Source organism: Ruminococcus sp. 1001136sp1_2201st1_G3_2201SCRN_220225, assembly GCF_040924365.1.
Taxonomy (GTDB): domain Bacteria; phylum Bacillota; class Clostridia; order Lachnospirales; family Lachnospiraceae; genus Blautia_A; species Blautia_A faecis.
This window is the reverse complement of the sequence record NZ_JBCOME010000025.1, coordinates 38,976-59,230: the sequence shown is the minus strand read 5'-3', so window position 1 is coordinate 59,230 and position 20,255 is coordinate 38,976. Positions and strand designations below refer to the sequence as shown.

At 43.2% G+C, this 20,255-nt stretch carries 16 protein-coding genes; 15 read left to right on the top strand and 1 reads right to left on the bottom strand.

What is annotated here, in order from left to right:
- A partial coding sequence (locus AB5642_RS09805; protein WP_368371567.1) for an RbsD/FucU family protein occupies positions 1–379 on the bottom strand: 379 nt, incomplete at its 3' end.
- A gap of 257 nt (positions 380–636) precedes the next feature.
- On the opposite strand from AB5642_RS09805, the gene AB5642_RS09800 reads away from it, so the two are divergent.
- The 15 genes from AB5642_RS09800 (at position 637) to rhaB (ending at position 20,114) form a co-directional block, all read left to right on the top strand.
- Positions 637–1,485: a class II fructose-bisphosphate aldolase gene (locus tag AB5642_RS09800; RefSeq protein WP_173717930.1), complete on the top strand. Its 849-nt coding sequence runs from the start codon at positions 637–639 to the stop codon at positions 1,483–1,485.
- Between the two features lie 11 nt (positions 1,486–1,496).
- The gene (locus AB5642_RS09795) at positions 1,497–2,504 is read left to right on the top strand and encodes a LacI family DNA-binding transcriptional regulator (protein ID WP_173734870.1); all 1,008 of its coding nucleotides are present in this window, start codon (positions 1,497–1,499) and stop codon (positions 2,502–2,504) included.
- Positions 2,501–4,015 carry a xylulokinase gene (gene xylB, locus AB5642_RS09790; protein WP_173734871.1) on the top strand — a complete coding sequence of 505 codons (1,515 nt, stop codon included), beginning with the start codon at positions 2,501–2,503 and terminating at the stop codon, positions 4,013–4,015. The genes AB5642_RS09795 and xylB overlap by 4 nt, the downstream gene beginning before the upstream one ends.
- 14 nt (positions 4,016–4,029) lie before the next feature.
- Positions 4,030–5,079 (top strand): galactitol-1-phosphate 5-dehydrogenase, encoded by a 1,050-nt coding sequence (locus AB5642_RS09785; RefSeq protein WP_118577758.1) that lies wholly within the window; start codon positions 4,030–4,032, stop codon positions 5,077–5,079.
- Between the two features lie 4 nt (positions 5,080–5,083).
- Entirely contained in the window at positions 5,084–6,013 is a 930-nt protein-coding gene (gene pfkB, locus AB5642_RS09780) for a 1-phosphofructokinase (protein ID WP_173734872.1), read from the top strand.
- Positions 6,014–6,101: 88 nt separating this feature from the next.
- Positions 6,102–7,112: an aldo/keto reductase gene (locus tag AB5642_RS09775; protein ID WP_118577756.1), complete on the top strand. Its 1,011-nt coding sequence runs from the start codon at positions 6,102–6,104 to the stop codon at positions 7,110–7,112.
- Positions 7,113–7,529: 417 nt separating this feature from the next.
- Positions 7,530–9,152 carry a response regulator gene (locus AB5642_RS09770; protein WP_173770688.1) on the top strand — a complete coding sequence of 541 codons (1,623 nt, stop codon included), beginning with the start codon at positions 7,530–7,532 and terminating at the stop codon, positions 9,150–9,152.
- Positions 9,149–10,219, top strand: a complete 1,071-nt coding sequence (locus AB5642_RS09765) for an FAD:protein FMN transferase (RefSeq protein ID WP_195391729.1) — start codon at positions 9,149–9,151, stop codon at positions 10,217–10,219. The genes AB5642_RS09770 and AB5642_RS09765 overlap by 4 nt, the downstream gene beginning before the upstream one ends.
- A 116-nt stretch (positions 10,220–10,335) precedes the next feature.
- Positions 10,336–12,150: a sensor histidine kinase gene (locus AB5642_RS09760; RefSeq protein WP_173717496.1), complete on the top strand. Its 1,815-nt coding sequence runs from the start codon at positions 10,336–10,338 to the stop codon at positions 12,148–12,150.
- A complete protein-coding gene (locus AB5642_RS09755) occupies positions 12,137–13,132 on the top strand; it encodes a substrate-binding domain-containing protein (protein WP_195391730.1) in 996 nt (331 codons plus the stop codon). The genes AB5642_RS09760 and AB5642_RS09755 overlap by 14 nt, the downstream gene beginning before the upstream one ends.
- Positions 13,133–13,506: 374 nt before the next feature.
- Positions 13,507–14,484, top strand: coding sequence for an ABC transporter permease (locus AB5642_RS09750; protein ID WP_118577750.1), 978 nt, complete (start codon positions 13,507–13,509; stop codon positions 14,482–14,484).
- 20 nt (positions 14,485–14,504) lie between these two features.
- Positions 14,505–16,016, top strand: a complete 1,512-nt coding sequence (locus tag AB5642_RS09745) for a sugar ABC transporter ATP-binding protein (protein ID WP_148461187.1) — start codon at positions 14,505–14,507, stop codon at positions 16,014–16,016.
- Between the two features lie 10 nt (positions 16,017–16,026).
- Positions 16,027–17,004 carry an ABC transporter permease gene (locus tag AB5642_RS09740; RefSeq protein WP_118577748.1) on the top strand — a complete coding sequence of 326 codons (978 nt, stop codon included), beginning with the start codon at positions 16,027–16,029 and terminating at the stop codon, positions 17,002–17,004.
- A gap of 179 nt (positions 17,005–17,183) precedes the next feature.
- Positions 17,184–18,296: a substrate-binding domain-containing protein gene (locus AB5642_RS09735; protein WP_148461188.1), complete on the top strand. Its 1,113-nt coding sequence runs from the start codon at positions 17,184–17,186 to the stop codon at positions 18,294–18,296.
- A 414-nt stretch (positions 18,297–18,710) separates the two neighbouring features.
- On the top strand, positions 18,711–20,114 hold the full coding sequence (rhaB, locus tag AB5642_RS09730) for a rhamnulokinase (RefSeq protein ID WP_118577746.1): 1,404 nt from the start codon (positions 18,711–18,713) through the stop codon (positions 20,112–20,114).
- Positions 20,115–20,255 lie beyond the last annotated feature (141 nt).

Here is a 20,255-nt window from a genome sequence, read left to right as displayed (position 1 = left end):
CGATAATACAATATGCTTTCTTTGCCTCTTCATAAAATGCGAAACGCTCGATATTTCCAACTGCCTCGGCGCCACGTTCATCATGTTTGGAAACAATCTCTTTGTATGTATCCCAGATTGGAGTTTTTACCGGATCGCCAGGCATAACTTCCATCAGGGTAACTGGTTTCTCTACATAAGAATCAAGAGGGATAACAGTAAGGATAGCGTCCAGAAGTTCTGGAACTCCATGTCCGTCGCAGCGAACAACAATTGCATCTTTACCCATTGATTCTACTGGGAAGTTGCCGTCCGCGATAACGATGCGGTCGCTGTGTCCCATCTCGCATAAAACTTTTAAAAGCTGTGGTGAAAGTATTTCTGGAATTCCTTTTAACATAATATATTCTCCCTTCGTTCTTTCTCAGAAATCTGGCACAGTAATCTATAAAAACTGATACCGGTTCCGAAAGTATTCTACTCTATAAGTTACCTTTCTTTGCTGGATTTTTCAAGGTAAAATTTTACGCAAAAAGATGAAATATTTACTGTTGACAGAAATTTGGAAAAGAGTTAATATGAACTAAAACAGAAACGTTTCGGTTTCTTGAAAACAGAAGATTCACGGCCTGTATCAGCAGGCAGAAGGAGGAGAATATGCCACTTGTTACATCTAAGGAAATGTTGTTGAAAGCTCAGCAGGGCGGTTACGCAGTGGGTGCATTTAATGCAGAGAATATGGAGATGGTGAAAGCGATCATTCAGGCAGCTGAGGAGTTGAAAGCACCTGTTATGATCCAGACTACTCCATCTACTATTAAATATGGCACTCTTGAGACCTATCAGGCAATCGTTGCAGCAGAAGCTGCAAAGGCTTCCGTTCCGGTTTGCCTGCACCTTGACCACGGCAGTAGCTTTGATCTCGCCATGAAGGCTCTGAAGGCTGGATATACTTCCGTGATGATTGACGGTTCTAAGCTGGATTATGAAGGAAACATTGAGGTGAGCAAGAAGGTGGCTGACGTAGCAGCTTCTATGGGAATCCCATGCGAGGCAGAACTTGGTAAGGTAGGTGGTAAGGAAGACGACCTGGTTGCAGTTGCAGATACCAATACCGATCCACAGGAAGCCAGAGAATTTGTAGAGCGCACCGGCGTTACTTCTCTTGCGGTAGCAATCGGCACAGCACATGGCTTCTATGTGGGAACTCCTGTTCTTGATAAGGAGCGTTTAAGTGAAATTCGTGAAGTTGTAGATATTCCTCTGGTTCTTCATGGCGCTTCCGGCCTTAGCGATGAGGATGTTATGGATTGCGTAAAGAGAGGAATCTGTAAGGTTAATTTTGCCACCGAGCTTCGTGCAGCATACTCCAAGGCTGTCAGAGAGACACTTGAGGATGAGAAGGTATTTGATCCTAAGGCATATGGCAAGGCTGGAATTGCAGCTGTGAAAGAGCTTGTAATGGCCCGTATGAAAGTTTGCGGCTGTGACGGAAAGGCTGAGTAAGAGGCTGATTTATGGCAGCGACGATGAAAGATATTGCCAGACGGACAGGACTTGGTCTGGCAACGATTTCCTCTTATTTCAATGGGGGGAATGTAAGAGAGAAGAACCGTATCAAGATCGAAGAAGCCATCGAAGAATTACATTACGAAGTAAATGAAGTTGCCCGCGGTCTGAAGACCAATGCGACCAAGACAGTGGGGGTTGTGATTCCAGAGCTGAACAATGTTTTCTGCGCAGAAATCATCAGTGGAATGGAGGATATCCTCCGAAGCCATGGATATGCAGCGATTGTCTGTGACTGCAGAACAGATAAGAAGCTTGAAAAAGAAGCAGTGGATTTCCTTACCCGGAAACGTGTGGATGGAATTATCAATATGCCGGTAGATATGACTGGAGCCCATCTGAATGAATTTCAGAAAACAGGTAAACCCATTGTGCTTATCGACCGTATGATCCAGGGAATATCCTGCGACTGTGTGCTGGTGGATAATGTAAATGCAGCTGAGAAGGCTGTTGGCATGCTGGTAGAAGAACAGCATCAGAAGATTGGTCTGATCGGTGGACCGGATGAGGTATTCACTGCCAGACAGCGTATGTTAGGATATATGAAAGCACTTAAGGCTCATGGAATTGCGGTTGATGAAAAGCTGATCTGTCATGGTGATTACACGATCCAGGGAGGGGTTCAGGCAGTAGAAGAGCTGGTGAAAGAGAATCCGGATATGACAGCTGTTTTTGTGACGAACTATGAGATGACTATGGGGGCAGTGATCGGGCTTAACGAGATGGGGGTATCCATGCCAGAGGAGATTTCCCTGGTGGGATTTGACAATCTGCCTTTTGCCCGTGCATGCAGACCTGCACTTACCATTGTTTCACAGCCCACAGAGAAAATTGCAAGGGAAACAGCACAGATCATGCTGGAACGGCTTGAAGGAAGAGATGAGCTTCCTGACCATATTGTACGGAAACTTCAGACTGATATTTTTATGGGGAAATCCATAAGGAGACAAGGATGAGCAAAGACTATTTATTAGGAATTGATATTGGAACCAGCGCGTGCAAGGTTGCCATATTTAACAAGAACGGAAAGGTGATGGCTTCCGCCAATGGGGATTACCCTGTTTATTATCCTCATGAGGGATGGGCGCAGCAGAAGCCGGATGAATGGTGGCATGCGGTTTGCGGCGCTATTTGCGAATGCCTGGAGACAGGTAATATTTCAGGAGAGCAGATTGCCGGAGTGGGAATTGATGGGCAGAGCTGGTCGGCTATTGCCATTGACCATGAGGGAAATGTTCTGACAGATACACCTATCTGGATGGATACAAGAGCCCAGGAAATCTGCGACAGACTCAATAATGAAATCGGCAGTGAGAATATTTTCAATGTTGCAGGTAATTCTCTTCAGCCTTCTTATACCACAGCGAAGATTCTCTGGTATAAGGAGAATATGCCTGAAGTATATAATAAGATTTACAAGATCCTTCAATCAAACAGCTTTATTGCTTACAGACTGACTGGTGCCATCACACAGGATCTTTCACAGGGATATGGCCTGCATTGCTTTGATATGCGTACTGGTACCTGGGATGAAGTGATGTGTGAGAAAATGGGAATTCCTGTGGATTTTCTTCCGGAGATTGTTGCGTGCGATAAGATAGTGGGAACTGTGACGGAAGAGGCGGCAGCCCAGAGTGGACTGACTGTCGGAACTCCTGTAGTGGCCGGTGGTCTGGATGCAGCCTGTGGAACACTTGGTGCAGGTGTGATCCATCCGGGGGAGACCCAGGAGCAGGGTGGACAGGCTGGTGGCATGAGCATCTGCACAGATACATACAAAGCAGATCCAAGTCTGATCTTAGGATATCACGTAGTGCCAGGCAAGTGGCTTCTTCAGGGAGGAACTACCGGAGGCGGCGGTGTCATGCGCTGGTTTGAGAGAGAATTTGCAGCTTATGAGAGGAGCCGCAAGGCGGATACCGGGAAATCCTCTCTGGAACAACTGAATGAAATTGCCGAGGCAGTACCAGCCGGAAGTGAAGGCGTTGTGTTCCTTCCATATATGTCCGGGGAGAGATCCCCTGTCTGGAATCCATACGCCAAAGGCGTTTTCTATGGACTTGATTTTGCTAAGACCAAGGGACACATGGTAAGAGCCTGTATGGAGGGCGTAGCATTTTCCCTGCGCCATAATCTGGAGGTGGCTGAAGCAGCAGGTGCTAAAGCAGAAGTTCTTCGTGCTATGGGAGGTTCAGCCAATTCCCTTCTCTGGACTCAGATTAAGGCTGATGTGACAGGCAAGGCAGTGGTGGTCCCTGCTTCCGATACAGCAACCACATTAGGTGCTGCAATCCTGGCTGGCGTAGGAGTTGGATTTTATAAAGATTACGAGGAAGCGGTTTCCATGACAGTGAAAGAGACAAGACGCCATGAGCCCAATCCTGAGAATAAAGAAGTTTATAATAAGACATACCGTACATATAGGGATTTATATGAATCTCTGAAAGCTATGATGGTACGGAAGTAAGGAGGTATTTCAAGATGAAAGCAGCAGTTGTAGTTGCAAACGAGGATGTACAGTACCAGGAAATCGAAGAACCGCAGGCAAAACCAGGCTGGGTAAAGATTAAAGTAAAAGCTTCCGGCATTTGTGGCTCTGATGTTCCGCGAGTATTGAATCATGGTGTTCATTTTTATCCTATCGTTCTTGGACATGAGTTTTCTGGTGATGTAGTAGAAGTTGGCGAAGGGGTCACTAAGGTGAAAGTTGGCGACCGCGTTTCCGGGGCTCCGCTTCTTCCGTGCATGAAGTGTGATGATTGTCAGAATGGAAACTTCTCCTTATGTAAGCATTACAGTTTTATCGGTTCCAGGCAGCAGGGAAGTAATGCGGATTATGTAGTAATTCCAGAGCAGAATGCGATTCCTTTTGATCCGTCTATTTCCTATGAACAGGGTGCAATGTTCGAGCCATCCACAGTTGCTCTTCATGGACTCCTTCAGAATGATTATCAGGGCGGTCGCTGCGTAGCAATTTTAGGATGTGGAACAATTGGCATATTCACAATGCAGTGGGCAAAGATCTTTGGTTCCAAGAAGGTTGTCGTATTTGATATTAGTGAGGAACGCCTGGATCTTGCCATGAGAATGGGCGCAGATGCAGTTATCAATACAACCAAAGAGAATTATATGGAAGAGGCTATGGCAATTACCGGTGGTAAGGGCTATGAATATGTGTTTGAAACAGCCGGACAGGTTCCCACTATGCATATGGCATTTGAACTTGCTGCGAATAAGGCACACGTATGCTTCATTGGAACACCTCATGCAGATCTTACATTTACACCAAAGCAGTGGGAGAATATGAATCGTAAAGAATTTAAACTTACAGGCTCCTGGATGTCCTATAGTTCCCCGTTCCCAGGCAAAGAGTGGGATCTTACAGCTCATTATTTTGCAACCGGTCAGCTGAAATTTGATCCGGGATTTATTTATCGCAAAATGCCAATGAGTCAGGCTCAGGAAGCATTCCAGCTCTATAAGACACCTGGTCTTGTAAAGGGGAAGATTCTTCTGATGAATGAGGATTGAGCATATGATACTGACAGTAACATTAAATGCAGCCATTGATAAGCGGTATGTGGTAAATAACTTTAAGACTGGAGAAGTGAATCGTGTAAAGGAATGTACTTATGTTCCTGGTGGAAAAGGTCTGAATGTATCCAAGCCGGCTTCAATTTACGGAGCAGAGGTGACTGCCACAGGTTTTGTAGGTGGTTATGCAGGAGCTTATATTGAGAATGCATTGAAACCGTTTGGTATTAAAAGTGCTTTTTATCATGTAGCTGCAGAAAGCAGATCCTGTATTAATATCTGGGATGAAGTTAATAAAGTTCAGACAGAATTTCTGGAACCTGGGTTTACCCTTACAGAAGAGGATTTTGCCGGATTTGAGGAAAAATTCTGTAATCTTGTAAAAGAAGCGAAAGTAGTTGCAATGTCAGGAAGTGTTCCGAAAGGACTTGATGGAACTGCTTATCAGCGACTTATAAAGATTGTAAAAGAGGCAGGAATTCCGGTTATTCTGGATACCAGTGGCAAACTTCTTGAAATGGGAATTGAAGCAGCACCTACTATGATCAAGCCCAATATTGATGAAATCCGTATGCTCACAGGCAAGAAATGTGATAATATTCAGGATATTATAGATGCGGCGAAAGAGATTCATGCAAAAGGTGTGGAAATCGTAGCTGTTTCCCTGGGAGCTGACGGTTCTCTTGCAGTAGGTAATGGAGGAATTTTCCGTGCACTGGTTCCGAGAATAAATGCAGTGAACACAGTTGGGTGTGGAGATTCTATGATCGCAGGATTCGCACTGGGTTTATCCAGGAGACTTTCACTTCCTGAGACAATGAAACTGGCAAGTGCTATTTCAGCGGCAGCAGCCATGCGCGAGGAGACTGGATTTTTTGTGATGGAAGATATGGAAAAACTGCTTCCACAGATTGAGGTTACTAAATTATAAGAAAATGTAGTAAAAGATATTAAGCGAAAGTAAATTGCGTTGTAATTGAAAGCCATAGTGCAAAAGAAATGTTAAGGAGGATAAGAAAATGACAATGATTGATCCGGCAATTGTTCCGCAGAGAACACTTTATACTGGCGCTAAGATGCCAGCTGTTGGAATGGGTACTTTTGGAAGTGACCATGCAGATGCAGACGCAGTTTCTGCTTCTGTTGCAGGTGCACTTCGCGTAGGTTACCGTTCTTTTGATTGTGCTGCATGTTACGGAAATGAAGATATGATCGGAAAGATTTTCGCAGATGCATTTGCAGAAGGTATTGTAAAAAGAGAAGAACTTTTTATTGCCTCCAAAGTATGGAACGATATGCATGGTGACGGAGATGTACTGATTGCCTGTGCGAAGACCTTAAAGGATCTGAAGCTTGACTATCTGGATATGTATTATGTTCACTGGCCATTCCCGAACTATCATGCACCACATTGTGATGTGGATTCCAGAAATCCTGATTCCAAACCGTTTACAGTAGAGCGCTTTATGAAAACCTGGCGCCAGATGGAGCGCCTGGTAGATATGGGTCTGACGAAACATATCGGTATGTCTAATATGACAATCCCGAAACTGGAGGCAGTACTTCCACTTTGCAGAATTAAACCAGCTGCGATCGAGATGGAGCTTCATCCATGCTTCCAGCAGCCGGAGCTGTTTGATTATTGCAGAGCGCATGGTATTGAAGTGGTAGGATTCTGCCCAATTGGTTCTCCTGAACGTCCGGAACGTGATAAAATGCCAGAAGATATTGCGGATATTGAACTGCCAGAGCTGAAAGCAATTGCAGCGGCACATGGTGTACATCCAGCAGTTATCTGCATTAAATGGGCTGTACAGAGAGGTGCTTCCCCAATTCCATTCTCTTTGAAAGAGAAGAATTACACCATGAATCTGAAATGTGTCACGGAAGATCCTCTGACAGAAGAAGAGATGGAAACCATCCGTTCCCTTGATAAGAATAACCGTCTGATCAAAGGCCATGTATTCCTGTGGGAAGGTGCAAAGGACTGGCACGATCTCTGGGATGAGGATGGAGTGATTGTAAAATAATGGTTATAATTTCAAAGCTTCTTTGAATATCTTACACAGCAGAAAAGCTGCAGGGTTTATAATGCTTATAACTTTGCAGCTTTTTTGTTACCAGTAAACAGTAACAGTAACCAAACAGTTACTGTTCACTGGTAACGTTCCGCGAGGCGTTTTTTGTGAACAAAGTTCACAGAAAACCCGAGAATTGCGGCGCGAAATCATGCGAATGCATGATTTCTGTGCATCGCGAAGCGCGTTACTGTGAACGGAGTGAACAGTAACACACCAAACACACTCTGGAATTGTTTGTTTAGTTTGCATGATTTTATGGTATGTGATAATATAATATTTAGCTGAAATTAATAGAATACCATGTGCAAACAGGCGCAGGGGAGCCGATGAGGTACATGCTGTGTATAGAAAGGGAAAGCGAAAACTATGTATCGAATTTTACTTGTAGATGATGAGATCCTGGTACGTGACGCCATAAAGGAGAATATTGACTGGAAGTCCATGGATTGCCAGCTTGTAGGAGACTGCGAAAACGGAAAGCAGGCAGCAGATTTTGTGAAGAGCCATCCGGTAGATATTGTTCTCACAGATATTTTGATGCCGTATATGGATGGAATGGAACTGAGCCATTTTCTGCATGATAATTACCCGGAGATCGTAATTGTGATCTTCAGTGGCTTCGGGGAATTTGAATATGCAAAGAAAGCAATTCAGTATAATGTAAGCGAATACATGCTGAAGCCGGTAACTGCTATGGAGCTCAGAGAAGTTATTGGCAAAATGAAAGAAAAAGTAGATCTGCAGAGAAAAGAAAAGAAGAAAATAGAATCCCTCACAAAGACATCTCAGGATTATCACAAAAATGCTCTGGTGATTCGTTCGAAAGCGATTGAATCTCTGGTAAGCTGTACGCGGGATGTGCAGGAGAGCCTGGAGGAATTGTCTGGAATGGGAATTAATCTGGAGGCAGCATCTTATCGGGTTGCGTTATTTGACATGGATCTGTTTTCCGATATTCATCAGATTGATATGGAAAAACGCCAGGAGAGCGCATTAATGGCTTTTGTTTTATTTAATGTTGCAGATGAGATCGTGACAGATCGTAATGCAGGAATTGCCTATCAGGAAGGAAATAACCGGGTGTGTATCCTCTTTATGGGAAACCGCAGCAGGGAGTTTTCCAGAGAAATACAGGAAATCTGTCAGGAAATCCAGAAAAAAGTAAAAGAAGTGATCGGCATTGAAGCTTCAGCAGGAATTGGGGGCTGGGTAAGGAATCCCGGAGATACGATCCAGTCTCATAACCAGGCTGAGAAGGCTATTGAACTGCGCTATTTACTGGGCGGAAATCTGCTCATTGATACAGAAACACTGAATCCGGAGAGAAGTATTTCTTTGCAGCAGCCATTAAGCGATATGGTAGATGGAATCAAGAAAGGCAATGAAGCTGAGATGAATCAGGCTCTTTCTGTTATGAAATCTGAGATCAAAAAGGCCAGAGTGGATAAAAGTCAGGCCTGTGTCTGCCTTCAGATGATTCTGCGCCATGCAGGAAGCTGCTGGGAAGCTCTTTCTTCTGAGAATGAAGATCTGTTCCACAAAAGAGAAATTCTCATGGGACGGGTAACCGAACAGAAAACTTTTAAGGAAGCTTTTAAAATGGCAGAGGACTATGTTCACGAGGTATTCGAAAGGTGCTCTTCCCTGAACAGCTCCAGCGGGCAGAAGCAGGCGGTACTTGCTATGGAATATATTCGCCAGCATTACAATGAGCCGGAATTAGGATTGAATGATATCTGCTCCTATCTGAATATTGGTACAAGCTATTTCAGTACTATTTTTAAGGAAGCCACAGGAGGCACTTTCCTGGAATTCCTCAGTAAGACCCGTATGGAAAAGGCAAAGGAACTCCTGGAACAGACTGCACTTAAGAACTATGAGATTGCGGAGAAGGTGGGCTTTTCAGATCCCCATTATTTTGGAATTTCTTTTAAGAAAATGACAGGTAAGACTCCTACCGAGTATGCAAGGGAAAAAAGATCCATATGAAAAGAAAAGTACTGACGGCAGCCGGCATATGTATTGGAATTTTGATTCTTACAGAAGGCAGCAGGTATTTTGTTCAGAATCAGAAATGCCAGAAGCAGCTGTTTGCGATGGACACCTATATGGAGTTTACCGCATATGGTAAAAATAGCGAAAAAGCTGTAGATGCAGCTATAGAAGAAGTACAGAAACTGGATGCGATGTTATCAGCAGAAAACAGTAAAAGTGAAGTATATGCCTTAAACGAACAGGGAAATCTGCAGGCAACAGATGATCTGGCAGAACTGATCCTCCGGGGAAAAGAGATTTATCAGGAGACAGACGGACTTTTTGACGATACGATTTATCCGGTGATGAAGCTATGGGGATTTCCCACAGGTAATTATCATGTGCCTACAGCTGCAGAAGTACAAAAAAAACTGGCACTGGTGGATGGAAATAAAGTAGAAATACAGACCCGGGACTCTGATGAAAAGGGCAGGGACAGCAAAGAAAAAGCAAAGTTTGTAACGCTTGGAGCAGATCAGCAGATTGATTTTGGAGGAATTGCAAAAGGATATACAGGTCAGAAGCTGGCAGAGCTTTTTCAGGAATATGGCGTTTCTTCCGCATTGGTTTCTCTTGGAGGAAACATTCAGGCGATAGGGACGAAGCCAGACGGCAGCAGCTGGAAAGTGGGAATACGTGATCCAAAAGGCGGACAGCAGGATTATATTGGTGTTTTATCTGTGGAAAATCAGGCCGTAGTTACTTCTGGCGGTTATGAGAGGTATTTTGAAGAAAATGGGGAGACCTATATTCATATCATCAATCCCAGGACAGGATATCCGGCAGATGGAGATCTGCTGTCTGTGACAATCGTATCAAAGGACGGTACACTTGCGGATGGAATGTCCACGGCTCTTTATATTATGGGCTATGAGAAGGCTTGTCAATTCTGGCGGCAGCACAGGGAAGAATTCAATGTGATCCTGGTGACAGATGATGGGAAGATTCATATTTCAGAGAATCTTAAGGGAAATTTTCAGACAGAGTGGGAGCTGGAAATGATTGAATCCGGAAGTGAATAATTGCAGCTATAAAAAGATTTGCTGCCAGCAGGTGGATTATTTCTACAGAAATCAGTGATGAAAGATATGAAAAATAAAAAGTTAAATGAATGAGAAAACGCAAGGGAGAGCAGCCTATGAATAAAAACAAAAGAGAACGAAAATTTCTTAAAGGCTTCAAAAGTATTCAAAGCACTATATTTGCGGCTGTTTCTGTTCTGGTTCTCTGTGCGGTACTTGCAGCGACTGCAGTATCAGTAAGATATACGAATTCTACAGTTTATGAGAACTCTGCCATTTATACCCAGACCATTATACATCAGCTGAATCAGAATGTTGATTCGTATATTACATATATGGATAATATTGCCTCAGTTATTGCAAAAAGCCAGGATGCGTATCAGCTTTTGTACCAGCGTATCGGTGAGGATGAGGCTGTAAAAGAAGGGCACAGGAAGCGTCTCCAGGAACAATTCAGTACGATATTGAAAGGACGTGATGACATCTGCAACATTGGAATCGTGCAAAAAGATGGGGTTATGCTTATAAACAGCGGATATCAGGCCACCAATCCGGATCTGGATCTTTCCACTCAGGAGTGGTACACCAATGCAGTAGATAATTATAATCAGTATTGTCTCAGTTCTTCCCATGTCCAGCATGTGATTAAGGACCAGCGTCCGTGGGTGATTACATTAAGCCGCGAAGTCCATAATTTTTATGGCACGGGAAACAGTGACGGTGTTGTATTTATTGACTTGAATTACAGCGCCATCAGTGAGCTCTGCGACCAGAACAGCATTGGGGATAAGGGATATGTATTTATTCTGGATCAGAATGGAAACATCGTTTATCATCCAAGCCAGCAGCAGCTGTATAATGAGCTTCAGACGGAGAACATTGATATTGTTATGAATGCCGACACAGATACGGTAGTAACAGGAGAGGGAGATGACGAAAAAATCTATACACTTGCCCGCTCTGAAATAACTGGCTGGACGATTGTTGGCTGCATGAATATGGCAGAGCTTTTAAAGAGCAGCAAAGAGGCCAATAACATATATGTAATGACGGCCATTGTGCTGGTTGTGATCGCCATGCTTATTTCCAGCTTTATTGCCAGAAGCATAACTCTTCCGATTCAGAAGCTTCGTGATTCTATGGAAAGGGTTCAGGAAGGAGATTTCAAGGCAGCAGATGATCTGGTTATACCTTCCCAGAATGAAATTGGAAGTCTTACCACATCATTCAATGTGATGACCCATAAGATTGAAGATCTGATGGCACAGAATGTCCACGAACAGGAACTGAAGCGAAAGAGCGAACTGAAAGCTCTTCAGTCCCAGATCAATCCCCACTTTCTTTATAATACGCTGGATTCCATTATCTGGATGGCAGAAGGAAAGAAATATGAAGATGTAGTACTGATGACCGCTTCTTTGGCACGGCTTTTGCGGCAAAGTATCAGCAACGAAGATGAAACGGTCCTCATCGGCCAGGAAATCCAGTATGTAAAGAGTTATCTCACCATTCAGAAAATGCGCTATAAGGATAAACTGGAATTTGAGATCAATGTGGATCCATCTATTAACAGTGTGCATATAGTGAAACTTGTACTTCAGCCAATTGTGGAAAATGCAATTTATCATGGTCTTAAATATAAGAAATCAAAAGGGATGCTTACTGTTAACGGATACCAGAAAGATGGAAATGCAGTTATCGAAATAGCAGATGACGGTGTGGGAATGGATGAGGAGACCTTGAACCGGATCTTTGAGAAGCATAAAGTCAATTATCGTTCTAATGGTGTCGGTGTATACAACGTTCAAAGACGTCTCAGTATGTACTATGGAAAGGAATATGGTCTGAGCTATAAAAGTGAAAAAGGAAAAGGTACGACTGTTACAGTGGTAATTCCGATCGAGCAGGAGGAACATCATGAAAAAGCGTAAACAATGGCTTATGCTTGTATGCATAGCGCTGGCGGTGTGTCTGGTTTCCGGAGGAATGCTTTATATTCGTCAAAAAAATAATAACAAAAAGTGGTCATTAATTTACATACCGAAAACAGAGGATGGAACCAATGACTTCTGGACCTCCTTGATTTCAGGGACAAGAATGGCGGCGCAGGAATGCGGTGCAGAACTGGAAGTGCTGGCACCGGAGAGAGAACAGGATGTGGAGGTACAGAATAAACTTCTGGAAGAGGCCATTGAGAAAAATCCGGATGCAATATTATTTTCCCCTTCCAGTTTTGATGCTTCCGATGAATTATTGCAGAAGGCAAAAGATAAGGGAATCAAGATCACATTTATAGATTCCTATACAGAAAGCAATATTCAGGATATGACAGTTGCCACAGATAACCTGGAAGCAGGAAAGCAGCTGGGGGAATATGCCAGAACTTTTTTAAATAAGGATTCTCAGATTGCAATTGTAAGCCATGTAAAAGGTGTTTCCACTGCAATCGAAAGAGAACAGGGCTTTCGGGAAGGTCTGGGGGATTATAATAAGAATGTTGTAGACGTAGTATATTGTAATTCCCAGTTTGATAAGGCTTCCCAGCTTACAGAAGAACTGATGGAGAAATATCCGAATCTTGAAATGATTGCAGGAATGAATGAATATTCCTCTGTAGGCGCAGCACGGGCGGTACAGAAACATGATATGGAAGACCAAATCCAGGTAGTGGGGGTAGACAGCTCCCAGGAAGCAGTCCAGCTTATGGAAAAGGGTGTCTTCAAGGGAATTGTTGTGCAGAAAGCGTTTAAGATGGGCTATCTGGGTGTAACGGAGACTGTGCGTATGCTGCAGGGCAAACCTTACGATGAGAATGTAAATTCCGGCTGTCAGCTTGTAACTCCGGAGAATATGTATTCCAGCGAAATTGAAAAGCTGATCTTTCCGTTTAATACCATAAAACAGACTTTGTAACTGTTCTGTATCTTCACAGCTGCACGTTTTGTGGAAGAGTTACCTGATTTATGCTGTACCAGATCTTTTTAATATACTACTCTGCCAGATAAAGTGAGACCTCAGGTTCGATCCTTTTGCGTTTCTTATGTATGAAAAGGATTGAATTTGGGGTTTTTTGATTTTACACGGTAAAGTGTTAGTGCATATTTCACATAAAAGGTTAAAAATTTATGACCATACCGTAAATATTTAACCTTTTTCTGGAAAATATTCTATTACAATTGTGCAGAATTCAAGGTATTATATAGAAAACGCAGAGAGTGCAAAAAGTTATTGCTCAGGAAGAGTGAGGTAAACCTGGACAATAACAAAAAATCAAGGAGGGTGAAAAGTTGGAAAAGTTAAAACAAAATCCAATTGTGAAAAAGCTCGGCCTGAACAGAATCATGCTTGTCTGTATTCTTGTTCTTATGTTCGTAGTTTTCAAGGTAGTACTCGGAAGTAAATTCCCTGTTGGCGACAGTATCAAATCTACTTTGAACTATGTATACTTCCTGGGCTTTTTATCACTTGGAGTAACATTTGTAATTGCTACAGGAGGAATTGATTTCTCCATCGGACCGGTTATGTTCTGCTGTGCACTGGTTTCCGGTTACTGCATGACTTCTTATGGAGTTCCTTGTGCAGCTGCCATGGTTCTGTGTGTGCTCATTGGTCTTGCATTTGGTATATTTAATGGATGGCTGGTTTCTTATATGTCAGTTCCGCCATTTATCGTATCCATGGCTTCCATGAACATTGCAAAAGGTATTGCTTCTGTATTTACCAAGACACAGTCAGTCAGCTGGCCGCAGAGTTCTGATCCGGTAAACGGATGGTTCCGTAATATCGCATCTTATAATGGATTCCCGGTTGGTCTTGTGATCTTCCTTGGAATGGCAGTGGTTTGCGGTATTGTTCTTTACAATACAAAGCCAGGACGTTATATCCTTTGTCTTGGATCTAACAGCGAGGCAGTTCGTCTTTCTGGTGTCAATACCAGAAAATGGAGAATGCTTGCATATGTGATCTGTGGATTCCTGGTAGGAATCGGAGCACTGTTCTTTGTAGCTACTTATACAACCGTTCAGCCAGGATATGGCGATCAGTATAACAACGAGGCAATTGCAGGCTGTGTAATGGGTGGTACATCCATGGTTGGTGGACTTGCTTCCATCGGCGGTACTGTAATCGGTGTATTTATCATCTCTCTTCTTCAGCAGGGAATCATGGCATTTGGTCTTGGCAAAGGACAGCAGATGATTATTACAGGTATCATTGTTATTGTAGCAGTTTACGCTGACGTTTCTGCAAGACGCAGAAAGAACTGATCATAAGGGAGGATTCGATAATGGGTGAAGTTATTTTAACTATGAAGGATATTGATAAGTCCTTTCCTGGAGTTCATGCCCTGGATCATGTTAATTTCGAAGTGAAACGCGGTGAAGTACATGCACTTATGGGAGAGAACGGAGCCGGAAAGTCCACACTGATGAAGGTGCTTACCGGTATTTACCAGAAGGATTCCGGAACAATTACATATAAAGGCAAAGAGACAGAATTTCACAATACCCGTGAAGCTCAGGATGCCGGAGTGGTAATCGTACATCAGGAATTAAATATGATCGGAGATCTGACTGTTGCACAGAACATCTTTATCGGACGTGAACCGAAGAAGGGAATCCGTGTAGACGACAAGAAGATGATTGAAGATTCCAGGAAATTATTTCAGGATCTGAATATTGAAATCGATCCGAGAGAAAAAATGAGTAATCTTACTGTTGGTAAGCAGCAGATGTGTGAGATTGCAAAGGCTATTTCCCACAAAGCTGAGGTAATCATTTTTGATGAGCCGTCAGCAGCTCTTACTGAGAAGGAGATTGCGGATTTATTTGAAATCATCAAAGACCTTCGTAAGAAGAATCTTGGTATTGTATACATCTCACACCGTATGGATGAGATCAAGGTCATCACAGACCGTGTAACTGTCATGCGAGATGGTGGCTATGTTGGAACCCTGATCACAGCTGACAGTACAAAAGAAGATATTATCAACATGATGGTTGGTCGTGTTATTTACGAAGATCCGAAGGATCATAGCATGGTTGCCCCAGATGCTCCGGTTGTTTTGAAGGTAGAGCATCTGAATGCAGGCAAGATGGTTCAGGATGTAAGCTTCGAGCTTCGTAAAGGAGAAATCCTTGGCTTCTCAGGACTGATGGGAGCAGGACGTACCGAGACAGCCAGAGCACTGTTTGGGGCAGATCCGAAACAGAGCGGTAAGATTTCCATTATGGGTAAAGATGGACAGCTCCATGAAGTAACCATCAACAGCCCACAGGATGCTGTTAAATATGGTATCGGTTATCTGTCTGAGGACAGAAGAAGATATGGAGTTGTTGTTCAGAAATCTGTAACAGAGAACACAACCCTGGCTACCATGGAAGAATATTGCAACGGTTTATTCATCAACAAAGCCAAAGAGAAAAAAGTTACAGAGAGATATGTGAAAGAGCTTGCAACCAAGACTCCTTCTACAGACCAGCTGGTAGTGAATCTTTCCGGTGGTAACCAGCAGAAGGTAGTTATTGCAAAATGGCTTACCCGTGACAGTGAGATCCTGATCTTCGATGAGCCTACAAGAGGTATCGACGTTGGTGCGAAGAACGAGATCTACAAGTTAATGAGCAAGCTTGCAGCAGAAGGAAAATCTATTATTATGATTTCCTCTGAAATGACCGAGATTCTCCGAATGAGTGACCGAATCATCGTTATGTGTGAAGGTAAGGTAACAGGAAATATTGATATTTCTGAAGCTACACAGGAACACATCATGAATAAGGCGACACGGAATATCGATTAAGGAGGACGTCATGACTAAGAAGAAAAAAAGTATTTTAAGTGATCAGAGATTTATTGTTTTGCTGGTTATCATTGCACTGTCTGCTGTTTTCTCCTTTATGAGTAAGGAGTTCAGACAGTACACCACAATCCTGAGTATGCTGGATTTCTCATATTATGACCTTCTGATGGCAATCGGTGTTACATTCCCGCTTATCACAGGCGGTGTAGACCTGTCAATCGGAACTGGTATGGTATGTTACGCATTGATCGGCGGAACACTTGTAAGAAGCAACAATGTTCCAGTAGTAGTAGCAATGCTGCTCTGTGTAGTGCTTGGAATTGCAATCGGCGCATTGAACGGTGTTCTCATTGGTATCATGAACCTGCCGCCATTCCTTGCTACTCTTTGTACCTGTATGATTACCCGTGGTGCTGGTTCTCTTTGCAGTGCTACACCATGGCCAACACTGAATCAGCCAGGCGGATGGTTCCATTCCATCTTTAAACTGACAATCGGACAGGGAAGAAGCGCTTCCCGTTACCCGCTCGGTTTCCTTTGGATGATCCTTCTGGTAATCCTGATGGAGTTCGTTCTGAATCATACAAAATTCGGACGTTACACCATCGCAATCGGTTCCAACAAAGAAGCAGCAGCTCTTTCCGGAATCAATGTTAAGTTTTACCATGTAATGGTATACGTAGTTTGCGGTCTGTTTACCGGACTTGCAGCTATCGCATACGCAGCAGTAACTCCTACTGTACAGCCTGGTACTGGTGCTGGACTTGAGATGGACGCAATCGGTGGTGTATTCGTTGGTGGTGTTGCAGCTTCCGGTGGTTATGGATCTGTAGTAGGAACTCTGGTAGGTATTTTCGTAATCATGCTGTTAAAGACCGGTCTTCCATATGTCGGTCTGCAGGCAAACTGGCAGCAGATCATCACAGGTGTTGTATTGATCGTTGCAGTATTGATCGATATCCTGAAAGAGAAAAAAAGTGCACACTAATAACTGAAACATACAGGCTGGCTTTCAGACAGTCAGCCTGAAGAAAAGTAAAATTCTGTTTATAAGCAGAACAGCTGGTAAACAGCAACAATTTCATAACGGATGTGAAGCGTCGGAGAGTGTAGCGACGTATCATCATAAAAAACTATATAATTTTTATTTCAAGGAGGAAGTAGTAAATGAAAGCAAAGAAAGTTATGGCATTAGTACTCTGTGCAGCAATGGTATCTGGTTTAGCAGCAACAACTGTTATGGCAGCTCCGGAAGATCAGTTTGAAGGACTTACAGCTAACGAAGCTTATGAATTCCCTATGATGGTTAAATCTTTCCAGGCTACATACTGGGAAGCAGCTATGAAAGGTATGGACAAAGCAGCTGAAGAATTAGGTGTTACCTATACAGCACAGGGACCAAACAGTGAGTCCGATATCGCTGACCAGGTTAACATGATCAATACAGCTATCGCAGCTAATCCTGTTGGATTAGGACTTGCAGCTTGTGATACATCTTCTGTTCAGGAAGCTCTTCAGACATGTGTTGACAAAGGAATCCCGGTTGTTACATTTGATACAGGTATCGCTGATGCTCCGGAAGGATCTGTAGTTTGCGAAGTCTGCACAGACAACAATCAGGCTGGTTCTGTAGCAGCTGAGAACATGTATCCGGCAATCAAAGACGTTATCGCTAATGCTGACGGACAGGTTATCATCGGTGAGGTTAACCAGGATGCTACAGGTCTTAACATCCAGCAGCGTGGTACAGGATTCATCAATAAGATGATCGAGCTGATTAAAGCTGATGGAAAAACAGTAGCAGTTAAAGGTAATGAGTTCTATGTAAACGCAGCAGAAGGTGCTGACGCTGAAGAAGCTGACGCAGACGTTGTTATCCAGGTTGCAGTTCCGGCACAGACAACTGTAGAGCTTTGCTCCACAGAGGCTCAGGCTATCCTTTCCCAGGAAAACTGTATCGCAATCTTCGGTTCCAACCAGGTTGCAGCAGAGGGTGTTCTTGCAGCTAACGCTAACCTGAACGTTCTTGGTTCTGACGCAGCTAACGGTGATGTTATCGGTGTTGGTTTCGACGCTGGTTCTATCATTAAAGCAGCTGTAACAGATGGCACATTCCTTGGTGCAGTTACACAGTCTCCTCTGATGATGGGATATTATGCAATCTACGCTCTGACAGCAGCTGCTAACGGAGCTGAGCTTGAGGATGTTCCTACAGCTGGTTACTGGTATGATTCTACAAACATCGACGATGAAAACATCGCTCCAAACCTTTACGACTAATTAAAAAGTAAAGAGACGACACAACGTCCAATGTTTGCAGGTTTATAAACTGTGAATGAAACAGACCCCTGGGGCATTGCCCCGGGGGTTTTCTGGGTGAAAGAGGAATTATTGCAGCACGGAAAATATTGTCACTATCTTCCGGATACTTTATGTGAGAGGTTTTTGGTGAATATAGTGGATAGAATATTCTGGTTGCAAATAAGGACACTTTTTTAGACAAACAAGGTTCTTATTTATTGATGGATATTATAGTACTATGATATCATCAATTAGAAAGGCAGCTGTGTGAGGAACATCAGGATTTGTACGTTATTGTTTATGGAAAATGTTCGATGAGACATTTGTGTGTGACAATAAGACAGGAACCTTGATACATACAGCGTAATTTTACAATTGAGGAGGTTTCATAAAATGACAAAGTATTATTTAGCAGTAGATATCGGTGCTTCCAGCGGACGTCTGATCCTTGGACATCTTGAGAATGGAAAAATGGAGCTTGAGGAAGTTCATCGTTTTGAGAATGGAATGGTAAAGAAAGACGGCGAGCTTTGCTGGGAGTTTGACAGACTTTTCCAGGAAATTAAGAATGGTCTTAAGAAATGTAAAGAGATCGGCAAGATTCCAGTAAGCATGGGCGTTGATACCTGGGGCGTTGACTTTGTACTGATGGATAAGGACGACAAGGTTCTTGGAAATACAGTAGGATATCGTGATCACAGAAATGAAGGTATGGATGAGGAAGTATATAAGACGATTTCTCTTGAGGATCTTTATGCACGTACCGGTATTCAGAAAGCAATTTTCAACACGGTATATCAGCTGATGGCTGTGAAGACAAAACATCCGGAATATCTGGAACAGGCTGAAACTATGCTTCATGTACCGGATTATTTCCATTATCTTCTTACAGGCAAGAAAACCTGTGAATATACAGAGGCAACAACAGGTCAGCTGGTAAATGCAGAAACAAAGGACTGGGATTACGAACTGATTGATAAACTTGGATATCCAAGAAAAATGTTCCAGAAGCTGATCATGCCTGGTACCAGTGTTGGACACTTTACAGAAGAGGTAAAAGCAGAAGTTGGGTTTGATGTGGAAGTTGTAGCACCGGCTACACATGATACCGGATCCGCAGTTCTTGCAGTTCCTGCAAACGACGACGATTTTATTTATATCAGCTCCGGAACATGGTCATTGATGGGAATTGAAAGAGAAAAAGCTGACTGCTCCAAGAAGAGTTGCGAGATGAACTTTACGAATGAGGGCGGCTATGCAGGAAGATTCCGTTATCTGAAAAATATCATGGGACTTTGGATGATCCAGTCTGTTCGTCATGAATATGATGATAAATATGGATTTGCAGAAATCTGTCAGATGGCAGAGGAAGCGAAAGATTTCCCATCCAGAGTAGATGCAAATGATGAGTGCTTCCTTTCTCCGGAAAGCATGATCGAAGAGGTTAAAGATTACTGCAGAAGAACCGGACAGAAGGTTCCGGAAACTTTAGGAGAAATTGCTACTGTTATTTATACCAGTCTTGCTGAGTGCTATGCAAAGACAGCAAAGGAACTGGAAGAGATGACAGGAAGAACCTTCAGTCGTATCCATGTAGTTGGCGGCGGTTCCAATGCAGGCTATCTTAATGAGCTGACTGCGAGAGCAACAGGCAAAGAGGTTCATGCAGGTCCTGGAGAGGCAACTGCAATCGGTAATATTACCGCTCAGATGTTAAAAGCAGAAGAGTTTAAATCAATCGAAGAGGCTCGTACTACCATTCATGAGTCCTTTGGAATTAAGGTATATCAGGCTTAATGAGAAGTTAAAACAGCCGGGATATACGATCATTTGTATAATGGCATTTGTGGTTATGAGCTGTGGCATATGGGCAAACAGATTGTTTCTGAACCTATGAGCAATAAGCGTTATGTTCGCAGCCTGAATCACAGATGCATA